Here is an 18,276-nt window from a genome sequence, read left to right on the forward strand (position 1 = left end):
GCATACCGTGAGGAGTCGTACGTCCGATCCGGGAGGAGACACGGGATGGGCAGCCGTACCGCGCTGGTCGAAGATCTGATGGAGCGGTTTCCGCAGGTTCCGCGGGAAGCCGTCTTCAAGGAGGACCTGCTGCGAGGTGGCGTGGCCTTCGACCCGTCAGCCCTCAGCGACAACGAGTCCGGTGAGGTGAAGCCGAAGTCGTACTTCATCTTCTCCTTCGACCACGGCACCCTGCCGGAGCTGGGTGAGGCCGCGCTGCGCCGGCCGCCGGAGGAGATCATCCTCACCGGCGGGCCGTACGACCTCAGGCGGACCGTGGTGTCGGTGCGGGTGAACCCCGCCTCGCCCTACCGCGTGGCAGCCGATGACTCCGGCATGCTCGGGCTCTACCTCGACGGCAAGCGGATCGCCGACGTGGGTGTGCCGCCGATGCCGGAGTACTACCGGCACAAGCTCTCCAGCGGGAAGTCCGTCATGGAGGTCGCCCCGACCATCCAGTGGGGCTACCTGATCTACCTGACCGTCTTCCGGGTCTGCCAGTACTTCGGCGCCAAGGAGGAGTGTCAGTACTGCGACATCAACCACAACTGGCGCCAGCACAAGGCGGCCGGGCGGCCGTACACCGGGGTGAAGGACGTCGACGAGGTCCTTGAAGCCCTGGAGATCATCGACCGCTACGACACGGCGAAGACGTCGACCGCCTACACCCTGACCGGCGGTGCCATCACCTCCAAGCTCCAGGGCCGTGACGAGGCCGACTTCTACGGCATGTACGCCAAGGCCATCGAGGAGCACTTCCCGAACCGCTGGATCGGCAAGGTCGTGGCCCAGGCGCTGCCGAAGGACGACGTGCAGCGGTTCAAGGACTACGGCGTGCAGATCTACCACCCCAACTACGAGGTGTGGGACGAGTACCTCTTCAAGATGTATTGCCCGGGCAAGGAGCGCTATGTCGGCCGGGACGAGTGGCACAAGCGGATCCTGGACTCGGCGGACGTCTTCGGGGCGCGCAATGTGATCCCCAACTTCGTGGCGGGCGTGGAGATGGCTGAGCCCTTCGGCTTCAAGACGGTCGACGAGGCCATCGCGTCCACCACCGAGGGCCTGCGGTTCTTCATGTCGCACGGCATCACGCCCCGCTTCACCACCTGGTGCCCCGAGCCGACGACTCCGCTCGGCAAGGCCAACCCGCAGGGCGCGCCGCTGGAGTACCACATCCGGCTGCTCCAGGCCTACCGCCAGACCATGGACGACTTCGGTCTCTCCTCGCCCCCCGGCTACGGCCCGCCCGGACCCGGCCGTGCCGTGTTCTCGGTGAGCTCCTTCATGGACAGCCTTCCGGAGGCCCCGGAACCGGCCGAGGCGGCCGAGGTCTGACGGCTCCGGCACCGGTCGAGGCCGAGGTCCGCCCCGCACGCGCGGGGCGGACCTCGGCCTCAGTCGGTTCCTGCCGCCGGCCGACCGGCGCCGAGTCCCATCGGGCCTCCGGGCGACGTGATTCCGCGTTACGGCTGGTTCCTGTGTGGCGGGATTGATACGTTCCCGCTTCCGGTCCGTACACAAGGGCGTGACTCCGCGCAGCAATATGCCGTGGGGGAGTGGACCGAACCCTCGGTAATCGATTTGAATAGCCTGCTTGTCAGTTGTGCGGGAGACGTGAAAGGCTCCTGTCCTGCCGCGAGGTTCCCCCCAACTCCTTTGCCAGTATGGCGAGTTGACCTCGCTTTGGATGCAGGAGACCCATGCCCGACCTGCCGACCCCCCAGGACGCCGCCGAGGCCGCGCTGTTCTCCGAGTGCTGGGATGCCGTGCTGTCGTACGCCGATCTGTGCACGGCCGGCTCCACGGCCGCCGGCGAACTGGCCACGGAGGCGTTCTCCCTCGGCATGCGCGAGGCCCGGGAGGCGGAGGCCGCCGTCCGCGGTGCCGGTCGCCGTCCGGCCCGGCTGCCCCGGATACCCCTGCTGCTCACCGCCGTTCGCACCACCGCGGCCGACTGGGAGACACAGGGCCTCGGCCACCGGCTCGACCCCGATCTGCGCCTGTGGCTCAACTCCGACAAGGCCGCCCGCTACACCGGGCCGCCGCTGCAGCGCCCCATCGCCCTGCGCGGACTGCGCGATCTGCAGGCGGCGGACGCCGAACTGCTGTGGCTGGCCGAGGTGGAGGCGCTGCCGCTGCCCGTGGTGGCCCGTCGGCTCGGCCTTGACCCGGCCACCGTGGGCGAAGAACTCGACCAGGTGCGCGGCCTGTTCCGGGACCGCAGCCACCGCAACCACCTCGACATGCCGATGGACGCGCAGTGCCGCAGTTACGCACGGCTGCTGGACGCCGTCACCCGCTCCACCTCCGGTGAGGCCCCGGTCGACCTCTCCCGCCATCTCGCGCGGTGCCAGCAGTGCGCGGAGGCCGCCGCCTGTCTTCGACTGCACGGCGGCGGGCTGCCCGCGGCCCTCGCGGGCGGGGTGATCGGCTGGGGCGGGCTCGCCTATCTGGAGCGCCGCCGCCGGGCCGCCGAGGTGCGTCTCGGTGCCGGGCGCCCGCTCGCCCTGGAGAGCGGGTCCCCCCACCCCGGCGCCCACAAGGCGAAGGTGGCGCGCAACGGGCTGCTCGTCGCCGCCGTCCTTGTCTCCCTGCTCGCCCTCGCGGTCTCGATGATGCCGGGCGACGACATGAAGAACGGTGCCGCGGGGCCCGGCACCACCGCCGAGGGCCAGCCGGTGGCCAACCCCACCTTCTCCGTCCCCGCCGCCACCTCGCGGGCGCCCGGCTCTGCGCGGCCCTCCGGGACTCCCACGGGGAACCCGTCGGAGTCCACGGGGGCGACGAACTCCGACCCGGAACCCCAGGGCACCTCCTCGGCCGGCGCCGAGGAACCGGAGCCCGGCGAGAGCGCCGCACCGGCCTGCCGCTTCGAATACTCCCTCGTCAACCAGTGGCCCGACGGCTTCCAGGCCGAGGTCACCCTCACCACCACCGAGGCGCTCGACGACTGGCGGGTCACCTGGTCCTTCAAGGACGGCCAGAAGGTGACGCAGATGTGGGACGCGAACTTCACCCAGAGCGGCTCGAAGGTCACCGCGACCGCCGCCGCCTACAACAAGTCGGTCGCCGCGGACGGTTCGCTCTCTTTCGGATTCCTCGCCTCCTGGCAGAGCAAGAACGCCCCGGCCTATGACTTCTCCCTCAACGGGCAGGAGTGTGCCAAGTCCTGACCGGGAATCAGTTCGTGCCTCCAGGGCCTACTTGGCGGCCCACAACCCCCGGACGTGCCCGATGTGCCGGGTCATGACCTCGTGGACCGCCCTCTCGTCGCGGGCGATCAGCGCGTCGAGGAGTTCGAGGTGCTCCTCGGCGGAGGCCAGCAGCCGGCCGGACTTCACCAGCGGGGTGAGGCCGTAGAGACGTGACCGTTTGCGGAGGTCGCCGACCACCTCGACCAGGTGGGTGTTGCCCGCGAGGGCGAGCAGGCCGAGGTGGAAGCGGGTGTCGGCCTCGACGTACGCGATCAGATCGCCGGACACCGCCGCCTGGACGATCTCCCGGGCGGCCGGACGCAGCGCCTCCAAGGAGACCGGGTCGGCGGTCGAGGCCAGCTCCACCACGGTGGGGATCTCGATGAGCGAGCGGATGTGGGTGTACTCGTCGAGCTGCTTCTCGGAGACCGCGGTGACCCGGAACCCCTTGTTGGGGACGGTGTCGACCAGGCCCTCCTTGGCGAGGTCGAGCATGGCCTCGCGCACGGGCGTGGCCGACACACCGAAGCGGGCGGCGAGCGCGGGCGCCGAGTACACCTGCCCCGGGAGGAGTTCGCCCGCGATCAGCGCGGCCCGCAGGGCATCGGCGACCCGCTCCCGGTAGCTGCTCTTCTTTCCGCCGAGAACGGGAAGAGCGGGGGTGCTGGATCGCTGGGCGGCCATGAGGGGCATCTCCTAGTGGTGCAATGTCACGCGGCACCCGGCATTATCCTCGACGCCCGCAGGGCTCACAGGACGAATCCCGCCGGGAACGGATCGGTCGGGTCGAGCAGGTACTGGGCCGTGCCGGTGATCCACGCGCGCCCGGTGAAGCTGGGCAGCACGGCGGGACGGCCCGCCACCTCGGTCGTGCCGAGCAGCCGGCCCGTGAACCGCGTCCCGATGAAGGACTCGTTCACGAACTCGGTGTGCAGCGGGAGTTCACCGCGCGCGTGCAACTGGGCCATGCGCGCGCTGGTGCCGGTGCCGCAGGGGGACCGGTCGAACCAGCCGGGGTGGATGGCCATCGCGTGCCGGGAATGCCGGGCGGTGGCACCGGGCGCGATCAGATGGACGTGGTGACAGCCGCGGATGGACGGATCCTCCGGGTGGACGGGCTCCTCCTCGGCGTTGATCGCCGCCATGAGGGACAGCCCGGCCTTCAGGATGTCGTCCTTCCGGGTCCGGTCGAAGGGCAGCCCGAACTCCTCCAGCGGCAGAATGGCGTAGAAGTTGCCGCCGTATGCCAGGTCGTATGTCACCGTCCGCCCGTCGGCCAGTGCGATCTTGCGGTCCAGGGCGACGGAGAACGAGGGCACGTTCTGGAGGGTGACGTTCTTGGCCCGGCCGTCCTCCACCGCGACCTCGGCGATCACCAGGCCCGCCGGGGTGTCGAGCCGGATCGTGGTGACCGGCTCCACGACCTCGACCATCCCGGTCTCCACCAGCACCGTGGCCACCCCGATCGTGCCGTGCCCGCACATCGGCAGATAGCCCGAGACCTCGATGTAGACGACCCCCCAGTCGCAGTCCGGGCGGGTCGGCGGCTGGAGGATCGCGCCGCTCATCGCCGCGTGCCCGCGCGGCTCGTTCATCAGGAGCTGCTTGATGTCGTCGCGGTGCTCACGGAAGTACAGCCGCCGCTCGTTCATGGTCGCGCCGGGGATCGTGCCGATCCCGCCGGTGATCACGCGGGTGGGCATGCCCTCCGTGTGCGAGTCGACGGCGTGCAGGACGAGTTTGCTGCGCATGACACTCCTGGTGGTCGGAGGGACGGTTCGAGGCTCACACGAGCCCGGCCGCGACCGCCCTCTCGGTCGCGGCCCGCACGACGGCCTCCTGCTCGGGCAGCAGCGGGACCCGCGGCGGACGGCACCTTCCGCCGTGGCGGCCCACGAGGTCCATGGACAACTTGATCGCCTGCACGAACTCGACCCTGGAGTCCCAGCGCAGCAGCGGGTGCAGCTGCTCGTACAGCTTCTTCGCGGTGGCGAGGTCGCCGCCGACGGCGGCCCGGTACAGCTCGACCGACGACCTGGGCAGCGCGTTGGGGTACCCGGCCACCCAGCCCTTCGCCCCGGCGAGCGCCAGCTCCAGCAGGACGTCGTCGGCGCCGATCAACAGGTCGAGTTCGGGGGCGAGTTCGGCCAGCTGATAGGCGCGCCGGACGTCACCTGAGAACTCCTTGACCGCCCGGATCCACCCCTCGGCGTGCAGCTTGGCCAGCAGCTCGGGCACCAGGTCGACCTTGGTGTCGATGGGGTTGTTGTAGGCCACGATCGGCAGGCCCGCCTTCGCGACCTCGGCGTAGTGCGCGAGCACCGACCGCTCGTTGGCGCGGTAGGCGTTGGGCGGCAGCAGCATCACGGACGCACAGCCCGCGTCGCGCGCCTGCTCGGCCCAGCGGCGCGACTCCGCGGAGCCGTACGCGGCGACACCCGGCATCACCCGCTCACCGCCGATCGCGGCCACGGCCGTCTCCACGACCTTGGCCCGCTCCTCGGGCGTGAGCACCTGGTACTCGCCGAGCGAGCCGTTCGGTACGACGCCGTCGCAGCCGTTCTCGACCAGCCAGGCGCAGTGCCCGGCGTACCGGTCGTAGTTCACGGACAGGTCGTCGTTCAGCGGGAGGGCGGTGGCGACGAGGACACCGCGCCAGGGGCGGAGGTCGGTGGTGATCATACGGATTCCCTCTCGGTGAAGTGTGACATTTTACTGTTCCCCGTCTCTCCGGCTCACGGTTCCTCGGACTCCCCGGTCTCCCCGGTCTCTCCGGCGGACTCCCTGTCCTCTCCGGCGCGCGCCAGCACGCCCAGCGGCACCGGCCGAGCGAACGGCCTGCGCCCCGCCGTCTGCGCGCACCCCGCGACTCCGGCCACTCCGGGCTCGCACACCCGGCCCTGGCACCAGCCCATCCCGGCCCGCGTGAGCAGCTTCACGGTCCGCAGATCACCGGCCCCCAGCTCCCGCACCGCCTCCCGCACGGCACCGGCCGACACCTCCTCGCAACGGCACACGACCGTCTCGTCGGTGACCTGCTCGGCCCAGTGCGCGGGCGGCGCGTACACGGAGTCGACGGCGGCGAAGAAGGCCCGCAGCTTCTCCCGGGCGTGCGCGGCGGCCGCCCACTCACCCCGGTCCGGCACCCGCCCGGCCAGCCGTGCCGCGACCGACCGCCCGGCGATGTGCCCCTCGGCGAGGGACAGGGCGGAGCCGCCGATGCCGGTGGTCTCGCCGGCCGCCCACACGCCCGGCACGTCGGTGCGCTGCTCGTCGTCGACGTACACGTCCGTCCCGTCGACCCGGCAGCCCAGCGCGTCGGCGAGGTCGGTGTGCGGCAGCATGCCGTGGCCCACGGCGAGGGCGTCGCAGCCGAGGCGCCGCCGGGTGCCGGGGCGCACCCGTCCGTCCCGGTCGAGGGCGGCGATCGTCACCGCCTCCAGCCGCTCGGCGCCGTGCGCCTGCACGACGGTGTGGCGCAGGAGCGTCCGCACCCGGTGCCGGAGCAACAGGCCCGCGTACCCGGCGCCTTCGGCCACCTTGTCCGGCCGGCCCGCCAGCGCCCGGGACCGCCGTAGGAACGACGTCGGGTCGGCCGAGTCCACCAGCGCGGCGACCGTCGCGCCCGCCGCCGCGAGCCCGGTGGCGACGGTTAGCAGCAGCGGGCCGGTCCCGGCGACGACAGCGGTACGGCCGGGCAGTACGAGCCCGCCCTTGAGCATGGCCTGCGCCCCGCCCGCGGTGACGACACCGGGCAGGGTCCAGCCGGGGAAGGGCAGCACCTTCTCGTAGCCGCCGGTGGCGAGGAGGACCGCGTCGGCGCGCACCTCGGCCGGTTCCTCCTGCTCCGGGCCGATGAGGGCGTGCACGGTGAGCCCGGCGGCACCCCTGCGCTCGACGAACCAGACATGATGATCCGTCAAGTGCCGTACCCGGCCTGCCCGTACGTGTGTGCGCAGTCCGTCCCGCAGTCTCTCCCAGGTCCGCCACTGATGGTGCAGGGCCTGCGGGCGCCGGGCTCCGAGCCCCGGTGCGGGCTGCCGGTAGAACTGCCCGCCCGCCTCCGCCGCCGAGTCGATCAGCGTGACGTGGACGCCGCGTGCGGCTGCCGCGAGGGTGGCCGCGAGCCCGGCCGGGCCCGCGCCGATCACCGCCAGTCCCGGTTCACCCATGGTGGCCCGTCCCCTCCTGCGTGCGGATCGCGTCGCCCGGTCGGAGGGGGACCAGGCAAGCCCGTTGGTTCGGACGGTCGTTGACGGTCACCAGGCAGTCGAAGCAGACGCCGATGCCGCAGAAGATCCCGCGCGGGCGGCCCTCGCCCCGGGTGGTGCGCCAGGAGGTGACCCCCGCGGTCCACAGCGCGGCGGCGACGGTCTGGCCGGGCAGGGCATCGATCTCCCGCCCGTCGAGGGTGACGGTGAAGGCGGGACCGGGTTCGGCGCGCGCCAGTTCCAGCGGATTCACGAGGCCTCCTCGGAGTCGGACGAGGAACCGGACGACGACTTGGACGAGGAGCTGGACGAGGAGGCGAGTGGGGAGACAGGGAAACGGTCGGGCCGGAACGGTGCCAGATCCAGCTCCGGCGCCTCCCCGGCCAGCACCTGCGCGATCAACTGCCCTGTCCCGGTGGACAGTCCGATGCCCGCGCCTTCGTGTCCGCACGCGTGGAACAGGCCGGGCACGCGCGGATCGGGGCCGATCGCGGGCAGGTGGTCGGGCAGGTACGGCCGGAAGCCGAGGTACGTCCGCATCGCGCGCACGTGCTCCAGGAACGGGAACAGCCGGGTCGCGCCCGCCGCCAGCGCTCGCAGTGCGGGCAGCGACAACGAGCGGTCGAATCCCACCCGTTCACGGGTCGCGCCGATCAGGACGGGCCCCGCCGCCGTCCCCTCGACGACCGGCGAGGTCTGCAGGGCCGCCGAGTCGCTGGCCACGTCGGCCACGTAGTCGGCGGCGTACACCTTGTGGCGGACCAGGCGGGGGAGGGGCTCGGTGACGAGGACGAAACCGCGCCGGGGGAGCACGGGGAGGTGCACTCCCGCCAGCGCGGCCAGTTCACCGCCCCACGTCCCGGCGGCGTTGACGACATGTGGCGCGTGGATCTCTCCCCGGCCGGTCCGCACCCCGCGTACGGCACCGCCGGCACCGCGCAGCACCTCCGTCACGGCCGCCCCCGTGGCCAGGCGGGCACCCGAGGCGCGTACGAGACGGGCGGCGGCCAGCGTGGGCATGACCTGCGCGTCCTGGGGATACAGCACACCGCCGGCGAGCCCGGGCGCCACCTGGGGCTCCAGCTCCCGGAGCCGATCCGCGTCCACGGGTACCGCCTCGACGCCCGCGGCCCGCTGCCCGGTCGCGAACTTCTCCAGGGCTTCGAGGCCGTCGGGGGCGGCGGCGACGACCACGCCGCCCTTGAGCTCGTACTCGATCGCGTCGCCGACCTCCTCCGCCAGGTCGGCCCACAACCGGCCGGACAGCAGAGCGAGTCCGAGCTCGGGACCCGGCTCCTTGTCGGAGACCAGGAGATTGCCCTCACCGGCGGCGGTCGTGCCGCCGGCCATCGGGCCGCGGTCGACGACGATCACGTCGAGGCCCGCCCGGGCGGCGTACAGAGCGCAGGCCGCGCCCACCATCCCGGCACCGACGACCACGACATCGCAGGTCAGTCGCTTGCTCACGCCAGTACTATGTCACATGGCTCTCTGGGTGGGAACACCCCGACAGCCGCCCCCCGCCGCGCCCGCCGACCGCCGTCAGTCGATCTCGCTCGGGTCGCCGGACGGGGTCCGGCCCGCGTGGACGTCCTTCAGCCGTGCCGTGCCGAGCTTCACCGCCTGCTCGGTGCTGTCGCCGTCGACTCCGTCGAGGCCGCCGTTGGTGAGGGTGATCGCGTCCGTGCCGACCCGCACCGCCGCGACGTCCAGAGTGAGGGTGGCGGGCGCGCCGCCCGAGGTGCCCTGGACCGTGACCCGCAGCCGCTGCCGGGCGTCGCCCCCCTTGGGCAGGGAGCGCTCGATCACCTGGACCGTGCGCGGAGCGCCGGAGCTGTCCGTCGCCGTGAACTGGTCGCACTTGACCGGCAGGCTCTTCAGCCAGGCGAAGGACGTGTCGAGCCCCGCCCTGTCATAGGCGGCCACCTGGTACAGCAGTCGGGAGTCGCCCTGCTGGAAGCCCGTGAGCGCGGACGCGCCCGACGGCTTGCCCAGGAGATCGTCGCCGTAGAGCCGGTCGAGGAGTTTCTGGCAGTCGGCGGCGTTCGTCTTGGCGGTGAGGAAGTCGGCGACGTCCACCTTGCCGACCAGCATGCTGTCGCGCCAGGTGGCCGCGTTCTTGACCTGGGTCCAGTCGTCCTCCAGGTCCGCCTCGGTCACCAGCGCGGCCCGCGCCCCGGCCGCGGTGAGCGGGGCCGGGGAGGCCTGTGCGAGAGGAGAGGAGGAGATCCGCGTGGTGTCCGCGCGGTCCCGCCCGCCGTCCTCGCCGTCCGAGCACCCGGCGGTCGTCAACAGGACTCCGGCGGCCAGTGCGGGGGCGAGGACACGGAGCGGGCGGAGTGGGCGGTGGGTCATCACGGGGTCTCCTGGAGATGGGGGTCGGCTTCCATGCCACAACCGCTCCTCCCGGACGACCAGCGCACCGGGCTGTTCGAGTGAGGTGGGCGCTCGCGTCGGGGTCCGGAAAACCGGTGGCGCCCCGCACGCCGGCGCCCCTATGGTGAGATCACTTCGCACGGCGGCTCACGGCTGCCGTGCCCCACGAGCAGGAATCAGGGAGGTGTCGACCGATGGCTGTCTTTGCGACGAGCGCTGCCCGCATCCAGATCATCAAGTCCACCTCCGTGGCCGTCGGCTGACACCAACTCCCGGTGCCGGGGCCACCCTTGTGAAGGGTCTCCCTTGACTTCCAGCTCCACTTCTCAGGTTTTCTCCGCTCTCGCTCCCTACGGCTGGGACGAGGACTGGGCGGACGCGTTCGCCCCCTACGAGCCCGAGGGGCTCCTGCCCGGACGCGTGGTCCGGGTCGACCGCGGGCAGTGCGACATCGTCACCGCCGACGGGATGCTGCGGGCCGACACCGCCTTCGTCACCCCGAACGACCCGATGCGGGTGCTGTGCACCGGCGACTGGGCCGTCGTCGAGCCCGCGGGCAATCCGCGGTACGTACGCACGTATCTGCCGCGCCGTACGGCCTTCGTGCGCTCCACCTCCTCCAAGCGGTCCGAGGGGCAGATCCTCGCGGCCAACGTCGACCACGCGATCGTCGCGGTGTCGCTGGCCGTCGAACTCGACCTCGGCCGCATCGAACGGTTCCTGGCCCTGGCCTGGGAGTCCGGCGCCCAGCCGGTGGTCGTGCTCACCAAGGCCGACCTCGTGCCGGACGCGGCGACCCTCGCGCATCTCGTGCAGGACGTGGAGACCACGGCGCCGGGGGTCCCGGTACTGACCGTCAGCGCGCTGGACGGGGAAGGGCTCGACGTCCTCGTCGCGGTCGTCTCCGGCGGTACGTCCGTGCTGCTCGGGCAGTCCGGTGCCGGGAAGTCCACCCTGGCGAACGCGCTCATCGGCGAGGACATGATGACCGTGCAGGCCACGCGGGACGCCGACGGGAAAGGGCGCCACACGACCACGACCCGCAACCTGCTCGCCCTGCCCGGCGGGGGTGTGCTGATCGACACGCCCGGCCTCCGGGGGGTCGGCCTGTGGGACGCCGAGACCGGTGTGGCGCAGGTCTTCTCCGAGATCGAGGAACTGGGCCGGAAGTGCCGCTTCCACGACTGCGCGCACGAGAGCGAGCCGGGGTGCGCGGTGCTGGCCGCGATCGACTCCGGTGAGCTGCCCGAGCGGCGGATGGAGAGCTACCGGAAGCTGATCCGGGAGAACCAGCGGATCGTGGCGAAGACGGATGCGAGGCTCCGTTCGGAGATCAGGAAGGAGTGGAAGAAGCGGGGCGCGCAGGGCAAGGCGGCGATGGAGGCGAAGCGGGGGCGCTGGGCGTAGTCGTCCGGCAGCCGGTGGGTGGGGGCCGGTCGCGCAGTTCCCCGCGCCCCTGAGTGGGTATCGCCAGACCCTGCTCAGGAGTGGAACCGCGGCGCGACCGGCCACGACGGACCCGACCGTGGTGTCCGTTTTCCGCCAGCCGAACCCTCTCCGACGGCGGACACTGGAACACGTGATGGACGAAGACACCAGGTACGAAGCCGTCCGCAGCCGGGACGCCCGGTTCGACGGGGAGTTCTTCTTCGCCGTCGAGACGACCGGGATCTACTGCCGCCCCAGCTGTCCGGCGGTGACCCCGAAGCGTCACAACGTCCGCTTCTACGCGACGGCCGCCGCCGCGCAGGGCTCCGGGTTCCGGGCCTGCCGGCGGTGCCGTCCGGACGCGGTGCCCGGCTCCGCGGACTGGAACGCCCGGGCGGACGTGGTGGGCCGGGCGATGCGCCTGATCGGCGACGGTGTCGTCGACCGGGAGGGCGTCGCCGGGCTCGCCGACCGCCTCGGTTACAGCGCGCGCCAGGTCCAGCGCCAGCTCACCGCCGAGCTCGGCGCGGGACCCGTCGCCCTGGCCCGTGCCCAGCGGGCCCACACCGCGCGCGTCCTGCTCCAGACCACCGGCCTGCCGGTCACGGAGATCGCGTTCGCGTCGGGCTTCGCCAGCGTGCGGCAGTTCAACGACACGGTCCGGGAGATCTACGCCGCCACGCCCAGCGCCCTGCGGGCCGCGGCCCGGACCACCCGCCGCGCGGCCACTCCCACGGCGGGCATTCCGCTACGGCTCGCCCACCGCGGCCCCTACCGGTCCGGCGCCGTCTTCGACCTGCTGGAGAGCGAGGCAGTGCCCGGCGTCGAGGAGGTGAGCGGGGCACCCGGCCGGCGCACCTATCGCCGCACCCTCCGCCTCCCGTACGGCACCGGCATCGTCGCCGTCCAGGAACGCCCCGGCACGTCGAGGACCACCTCCGGCGCGCACCCCGGCGGCTGGCTCGACGCCCAGCTGCACCTCACCGACCCCCGCGATCTGACCACCGCCGTCGGACGGCTGCGGCGGCTCCTAGACCTCGACGCCGACCCCTACGCCGTCGACGAGCGGCTCGGCGAGGACACCCGGCTCGCCCCCCTGGTCGCCGCCCGTCCCGGACTCCGGTCGCCCGGCGCCGCCGACCCCGAGGAGTGCGCCGTACGGGCCCTGGTCGGCCGTACCGAAGCCGAACGGCTCGTCCGGCGCCACGGCAAGACCCTGGACGCGCCCTGCGGCAGCCTCACCCACCTCTTCCCCGAGTCCGCGGCCCTGTCCGAGGCGGCCGGCTCTCTCGGCGCGCTCGCCACCGCCCTCGCCGACGGAACCGTACGACTCGATCCCGGCGCCGACCGCGACGAGGCGCAGCACGCGCTGCTCGCCCTGCCCGGTCTGGACGCCCGTACCGTTGCCGTCATCCGCACCCGCGCCCTCGGCGACCCGGATGTCGCCCCACCGGGCCTCGACACCCCCGACACCTGGCGCCCCTGGCGCTCCTACGCCTGGCAACACCTGCGCACAGCAGGAGAGTTGGAGTAATCATGGCCATCCGCTGGACCCGTCTCGACAGCCCGGTCGGCACTCTGCTGGTCACCGCCGACGAGACCGGCGCACTGACCTCGCTGTCCGTCCCCGGCCAGAAGAACGGCCGTACCGTCCAGGAGGGTTGGGTCCACGACCCCGCCCCCTTCCGGGACGCCGAGGAGCAGCTGGCCGCCTACTTCGCCGGTGAACTCAAGGATTTCCAGCTGGAGTTGCGTCCCACGGGCACCGAGTTCCGGACCCGTGTCTGGGACGCCCTCGACGACGTGCCGTACGGCGCGACCACGACGTACGGCGAGATCGCCGCCCGCGTCGGTGCCTCTCGCGTCGCCGTCCGGGCCGTGGGCGGCGCGATCGGCGCGAATCCCCTGCTGATCCTCCGCCCGTGCCACCGGGTGATCGGCGCGAACGGCCTGCTCACCGGGTACGCGGGCGGCCTGGAACGCAAGACGGCCCTGCTCACCCTCGAAGGCGCCCTGTGAGACTCAGGACTCCTCCAGCCCCCAGCTGTGGATCCGTCGCGGATGGATGCGGATCAGCTCCTCGCTGAAGTGCGGGCCCAATTCGTGCGGGCCCGTGAGGAGTTCCGCCTCCCCGCGGATGTCGATGCCGCGCACCGTCCACGGGTTCAGGCTGACGATGTCGTCGACGACCAGGGCGACCTTCGGGTTCCTCTGGAGGTTGCGCCACTTCTTCGTACGGCCCATCGCGTGGCCGCCGATCAGGATGGTCCCGTCGTCCTGCGGGAAGAAGCCGACCGGGTTCGCCTGCGGCTGTCCCTGCGGGTCGACGGTGGCCAGCCGCCCCAGCCGCTGGGACCTCAGGTACGCGCGCTCGGCCTCGCTGAATTCGGTCATGGCAGCCACCCAAACACGCGCGCGCGGCCCGCACATCGGTATCCCGTACGTCATCCCCACAGCACCGCCCCCAGCCACGCGCCCGTGATCAGCAGACAGGTGAAGAGTTCCGCCAGCACGCTGGAGCCGCCCGAGCGCATCGCCGTGCGCAGGGCGGCCTTCGCCTCCCTGTGGCGGCCGAGGCGAAGGCGCTCGCAGAGGTAGATGCCCCCCATGAACCCGGGGATCGCGCCGAGCACGGGGATCAGGAAGAAGCCGAGGAACGCGCCCACCCCGGCGTACACGGCCATGCGCGGGGTGGCCCCGCTCGTCCGCAGCCGGCGCGGCGGCAGCGCCCAGCGCACCACCTGGGAGAGGAACAGGGCGACCGTGGCCCCCACGAGCACGCCCCACGCGACCGGCTGCGGATCCTTCAGCGCCCACCACAGGACCCCGGACCACACGAGCCACGACCCCGGTACGCCGGGCAACAGAACCCCGACCAGGCCGAACAGCATGACCAGGCCGACCAGCAGGAGGTCCCACACTCCCATTCGTCCAGGGTGCAGGAGGACGGCAGGAAGCGCAGATCAGCGATGGTCGTGGACCCGGCCCGGCCTCTTGGGCAACACGCGTTCGACAGCTCACTCGACACGCCGTTCGACGGGCGCGGCGGCACCTGATTTTCGCGATGCCCCGTTTTCATACGGCCCGCACGGTGGACAATTAGGGGCATGAGCCAGCAGGGGGGAAGGCCCACCGGTCAAGAGGACGACTGGTGGGGGCAGCTGTACGACTCCACCGACGACACGGGCCCCGCACCGGCCCCGGACACCCTCGACGACCGCTTCGCCTCGGCGGCGGGGACGGTACGGGACGGGTCCGGGAGCACGGTGAGCACGGCCGACGAGGCCGAAGGACCCCGGGACGGCGGCGATGGGGGAGGAGCAGACTCCGGGGTGAGCAGTCCTCGGCCCGGTACCGGGGTTCCCGCGCCGCGCACCGGCATCCCCGACGAGACGGCCCCCGCACCCGGCCGGCACCGAGCGCCGTGGGAACCGGAACCGCCCTCTGACGCGCCCGCCTCCTTCCCGTCCGGCCCGAAGCCACCCGGCTTCGTCGCGCGCGCCCCCGAGGACCGGCCGCCTGCGCCACCAGGTGGTCGTGCGTCCACGGAGACCCCTCCGGCCACGTCGGTCCCGGCCTCGCGGATGCCGACCGAGCCGCCGAGGCCCCCGACGGCTCCACCCCCACCCCCCTCCGCCCCACCTCGCCCCGCGGCCCCACCCCCGCCCGGCACCGGTGCCTCGGACCGGGGCGGTTTCGGCGGGCAGGTTTCGCGAGGGGGGCCCGCTGGGGGTCCGGTCCAGGACGTCGACCGTGCTGTCCCGTCCGAGCGCGGTGACTCGGGCGGGGGCGGTCTCGGTGGGCCCGTCCCGCCCGACCGTGGCGACGCCCCTGGGCCCGGCTTCAAGGAGGGTGTCCCGGGCGGTGCCGGTTCGCGTGAGGCCGACTCCGGGGAGGGCTCCGTCTCCGGTGGGGCCGCCTCTGCCGGCGGGGACGAGGACGCGCCGACTCCTGGCCGCCGTCCCGAGAGCCTTCCGGGGCCCTCGGATCGACGCGCGGCCGGCACACGGCGTGGCGAGGGCGACTGGTGGGCTGCTCCACCCGCCCCCGGCTTCGCCCCCGATGCCGGCGCCGTCCAGGACGCCACCCCCGCGGTCGCGCCACCACTCCGCACCGGCCCCGGCTCCACGCAACCCAATCCCACGCCCGAGCGCCCCGGGCAGGATCCCGGCCATGGCCAGGTCAGCGCCCCCTACCAGGTCGAACCCGCCCCGCAGGCACCCCGCACCGCCACCCGCGTGGACCTGCCCACCCTTCCGCCCGCACCCGTCGGCTTCGTCGGCTCCGGTCCGCCGACCTACGACGCCGAACCCACCGCCCTCCCACCCGCCGACCCCGACGAACTCGACGACCTGGTGGCGGACACCGTGCTGGACGGGGCCAGGTACGGGGCCTGCACGCTGCGGGCGGTGTCCATGCGCGGAGACTCGGCCAGGTTCCGGGGCGAGCCTCGGCGGGACTCCCTGCTCACCGCCCGTTTCGGCACCGGCGAGCAGGCTCTGATCCTGGTGGCCATGGCCACCGGCGCCCGCGCCACCCCCGGCGCCCACCGCGCCGCCGCAGAGGCATGTCACTGGATCGGGCGGGCCGTGGGGCGCAGTCACGCCCGGCTCGCGCAGGACATCGGCGCCGCCCGCCGAGGTGACCTCAAGTCAGGGCTGCACCGGCTCACCGACCGCAGTCTCGGCAAGCTCCGCGCCAGCGCCGTCGAGCAGGGCATCGACCCGGAGGAGTACGCCGCCACCCTGCGCTGTCTGCTCCTGCCGGCCGACCCCGACTGCCGTGTCCGCGTCTTCTTCGGCGTCGGCGCGGGCGGACTCTTCCGCCTCCGCGACGGCGAGTGGCAGGACATCGAACCCCAGGTCACCGACATCCCCGGCGAACCCGTCGTCGGCTTCGGCTCGCTGCCCCCCGAGACCCCCGACGGCGACCGGCTCACCATGGACCTGGGCATCCCCACACCCCCGAGCCCCTACGAGCCCGCACCCGAACCGCCCCGCGAGGCCTTCCGCTTCCGCGCCTCCGTCGCCCGCCCGGGTGATGCCCTCCTGATGTGCACCGGCGGCCTCGCCGACCCCCTGCGCGGCGAGCCCGAACTGCGCGAGTACCTCACGGGACGGTGGGCGGACCCCACCCCGCCCGGTCTCGCCGCGTTCCTCGCCGACTCCCAGGTCCGGGTCAAGGGATATGCCGACGACCGCACGGCCGCCGCCGTTTGGGAGGCGTGATCGCGGCCAGTGTGGATTGATGGACCCAAGGAGACCGAAGGGGTGCATGGATCCATGGCCAAACAGAACGTCGCCGAACAGTTCGTGGACATCCTCGTCAAGGCCGGGGTGAAACGCCTCTACGGCGTCGTCGGCGACAGCCTCAACCCGGTCGTGGACGCGGTCCGCCGCACCGCCGGCATCGACTGGGTGCATGTACGGCACGAGGAGACCGCCGCCTTCGCCGCGGGCGCCGAGGCCCAGATCACCGGAAAGCTGGCCGCCTGCGCCGGTTCCTGCGGGCCCGGCAACCTGCACCTCATCAACGGGCTCTACGACGCCCACCGCTCCATGGCCCCGGTTCTCGCCCTCGCCTCGCACATCCCCTCCAGCGAGATCGGCCTCGGCTTCTTCCAGGAGACCCACCCCGACCAGCTCTTCCGCGAGTGCAGCCACTACAGCGAGCTGATCTCCAACCCGAAGCAGATGCCGAGGCTGCTGCAGACCGCCATCCAGAACGCCGTCGGCCGCTCCGGCGTCAGCGTCGTCTCCCTGCCCGGGGACATCGCCGACCAGCCCGCCCCCGAGAAGGCCGCCGAGACCGCCCTCGTCACCTCCCGGCCCAGCGTCCGCCCCGGCGACGCCGAGGTCGACAAGCTCGTCGAGATGATCGACAAGGCCGACAGGATCACCCTGTTCTGCGGCAGCGGCACCGCGGGCGCGCACGCCGAGGTCATGGAGTTCGCGGAGAAGGTCAAGTCCCCCGTGGGGCACGCTCTCAGGGGCAAGGAGTGGATCCAGTACGACAACCCCTTCGACGTCGGCATGAGCGGCCTGCTCGGCTACGGCGCCGCCTACGAGGCCACCCACGAGTGCGACCTGCTGATCCTGCTCGGCACCGACTTCCCGTACAACGCCTTCCTCCCCGACGACGTCAAGATCGTCCAAGTCGACGTGCGTCCCGAGCACTTGGGCCGCCGCTCCAAGCTCGACCTCGCCGTGTGGGGTGATGTGAAGGAGACCCTGCGCTGTCTGACGCCCCGGGTGAAGGAGAAGACGAACCGGCGCTTCCTGGACAAGATGCTCAAGAAGCACACCGACGCGCTCGAAGGGGTCGTCAAGGCGTACACCCGCAAGGTCGACAAGCACGTCCCGATCCATCCCGAGTACGTGGCCTCCGTACTGGACGAACTCGCCGACGACGACGCGGTGTTCACCGTCGACACCGGCATGTGCAACGTATGGGCCGCCCGCTACATCTCGCCCAACGGCCGCCGCCGCGTGATCGGTTCGTTCTCGCACGGGTCCATGGCGAACGCGTTGCCCATGGCGATCGGGGCGCAGTTCACCGACCGGAAGCGACAGGTCGTGTCGATGTCCGGGGACGGCGGGTTCTCCATGCTGATGGGCGACTTCCTGACCCTCGTGCAGTACGACCTCCCCGTGAAGGTCGTCCTCTTCAACAACTCCTCGCTCGGCATGGTCGAGTTGGAGATGCTGGTCGCCGGCCTGCCCTCCTACGGCACCACCAACAAGAACCCCGACTTCGCGGCCGTGGCTCAGGCCTGTGGCGCCTACGGCGTGCGTGTCGAGAAGCCCAAGGACCTCGCAGGCGCCCTGAAGTCGGCGTTCAAGCACAAGGGGCCCGCCCTCGTCGACATCGTCACCGACCCCAACGCCCTGTCCATCCCGCCGAAGATCAGCGCCGAGATGGTCACGGGCTTCGCGCTCTCCGCCTCGAAGATCGTCTTGGATGGCGGAGTCGGCCGGATGCTCCAGATGGCCCGCTCCAACCTCCGCAACGTGCCACGGCCCTGA

General features: G+C 72.2%; 16 protein-coding genes. 7 read left to right on the plus strand and 9 right to left on the minus strand.

The genetic code is table 11. The features are described 5' to 3' along the window. Positions 1 to 45: 45 nt before the first annotated feature. Together H293_RS0116415 and H293_RS0116420 are read left to right on the plus strand one after the other, a co-directional pair. Positions 46 to 1,377, plus strand: coding sequence for a radical SAM protein (locus H293_RS0116415; protein WP_020118949.1), 1,332 nt, complete (start codon positions 46 to 48; stop codon positions 1,375 to 1,377). Positions 1,378 to 1,742: 365 nt separating this feature from the next. Next, complete coding sequence (locus H293_RS0116420) at positions 1,743 to 3,215, plus strand: cellulose-binding domain-containing protein (protein WP_020118950.1); 1,473 nt, start codon at positions 1,743 to 1,745, stop codon at positions 3,213 to 3,215. A gap of 27 nt (positions 3,216 to 3,242) precedes the next feature. Here H293_RS0116420 and H293_RS0116425 read toward each other — a convergent pair whose 3' ends face one another. From H293_RS0116425 to H293_RS0116455, 7 genes are all read right to left on the minus strand, one after another. Beyond that, on the minus strand, positions 3,243 to 3,920 hold the full coding sequence (locus tag H293_RS0116425) for a GntR family transcriptional regulator (protein WP_020118951.1): 678 nt from the start codon (positions 3,918 to 3,920) through the stop codon (positions 3,243 to 3,245). A 65-nt stretch (positions 3,921 to 3,985) separates the two neighbouring features. Continuing rightward, positions 3,986 to 4,987, minus strand: a complete 1,002-nt coding sequence (locus H293_RS0116430; protein WP_020118952.1) for a proline racemase family protein — start codon at positions 4,985 to 4,987, stop codon at positions 3,986 to 3,988. A gap of 34 nt (positions 4,988 to 5,021) precedes the next feature. Further along, positions 5,022 to 5,918, minus strand: coding sequence for a dihydrodipicolinate synthase family protein (locus tag H293_RS0116435; protein ID WP_020118953.1), 897 nt, complete (start codon positions 5,916 to 5,918; stop codon positions 5,022 to 5,024). Positions 5,919 to 5,971: 53 nt separating this feature from the next. Further along, positions 5,972 to 7,408, minus strand: coding sequence for an NAD(P)/FAD-dependent oxidoreductase (locus H293_RS0116440; RefSeq protein ID WP_020118954.1), 1,437 nt, complete (start codon positions 7,406 to 7,408; stop codon positions 5,972 to 5,974). Beyond that, the gene (locus H293_RS0116445; protein ID WP_020118955.1) at positions 7,401 to 7,700 is read right to left on the minus strand and encodes a (2Fe-2S)-binding protein; all 300 of its coding nucleotides are present in this window, start codon (positions 7,698 to 7,700) and stop codon (positions 7,401 to 7,403) included. Before H293_RS0116445 ends, H293_RS0116440 begins: the two co-directional genes overlap by 8 nt. Beyond that, positions 7,697 to 8,914, minus strand: a complete 1,218-nt coding sequence (locus H293_RS0116450; RefSeq protein ID WP_020118956.1) for an NAD(P)/FAD-dependent oxidoreductase — start codon at positions 8,912 to 8,914, stop codon at positions 7,697 to 7,699. Before H293_RS0116450 ends, H293_RS0116445 begins: the two co-directional genes overlap by 4 nt. 75 nt (positions 8,915 to 8,989) lie before the next feature. Further along, on the minus strand, positions 8,990 to 9,802 hold the full coding sequence (locus H293_RS0116455) for a hypothetical protein (RefSeq protein ID WP_020118957.1): 813 nt from the start codon (positions 9,800 to 9,802) through the stop codon (positions 8,990 to 8,992). A 327-nt stretch (positions 9,803 to 10,129) separates the two neighbouring features. Here H293_RS0116455 and rsgA point away from each other — a divergent pair, with 327 nt between their 5' ends. From rsgA to H293_RS0116470, 3 genes are all read left to right on the plus strand, one after another. Continuing rightward, entirely contained in the window at positions 10,130 to 11,230 is a 1,101-nt protein-coding gene (gene rsgA / locus H293_RS0116460) for a ribosome small subunit-dependent GTPase A (RefSeq protein ID WP_020118958.1), read from the plus strand. Positions 11,231 to 11,405: 175 nt separating this feature from the next. After that, the gene (locus tag H293_RS0116465) at positions 11,406 to 12,785 is read left to right on the plus strand and encodes a DNA-3-methyladenine glycosylase 2 family protein (protein ID WP_020118959.1); all 1,380 of its coding nucleotides are present in this window, start codon (positions 11,406 to 11,408) and stop codon (positions 12,783 to 12,785) included. Between the two features lie 2 nt (positions 12,786 to 12,787). Next, positions 12,788 to 13,270 (plus strand): methylated-DNA--[protein]-cysteine S-methyltransferase, encoded by a 483-nt coding sequence (locus H293_RS0116470; RefSeq protein WP_020118960.1) that lies wholly within the window; start codon positions 12,788 to 12,790, stop codon positions 13,268 to 13,270. 3 nt (positions 13,271 to 13,273) lie between these two features. On the opposite strand, the gene H293_RS0116475 is transcribed toward H293_RS0116470, so the two are convergent. After that, positions 13,274 to 13,645 (minus strand): PPOX class F420-dependent oxidoreductase, encoded by a 372-nt coding sequence (locus H293_RS0116475; RefSeq protein WP_020118961.1) that lies wholly within the window; start codon positions 13,643 to 13,645, stop codon positions 13,274 to 13,276. A gap of 50 nt (positions 13,646 to 13,695) precedes the next feature. After that, a complete protein-coding gene (locus H293_RS0116480; RefSeq protein WP_028807898.1) occupies positions 13,696 to 14,178 on the minus strand; it encodes a DUF456 domain-containing protein in 483 nt (160 codons plus the stop codon). 180 nt (positions 14,179 to 14,358) lie between these two features. Between H293_RS0116480 and H293_RS57270 the strand changes: the two genes are divergently transcribed. Next, positions 14,359 to 16,479 (plus strand): protein phosphatase 2C domain-containing protein, encoded by a 2,121-nt coding sequence (locus H293_RS57270; RefSeq protein WP_259294480.1) that lies wholly within the window; start codon positions 14,359 to 14,361, stop codon positions 16,477 to 16,479. Positions 16,480 to 16,533: 54 nt separating this feature from the next. Then, a complete protein-coding gene (locus H293_RS0116495; RefSeq protein ID WP_020118964.1) occupies positions 16,534 to 18,276 on the plus strand; it encodes a pyruvate dehydrogenase in 1,743 nt (580 codons plus the stop codon).

The sequence above is a fragment of the Streptomyces canus 299MFChir4.1 genome (genome assembly GCF_000383615.1).
GTDB lineage: Bacteria > Actinomycetota > Actinomycetes > Streptomycetales > Streptomycetaceae > Streptomyces > Streptomyces canus_C.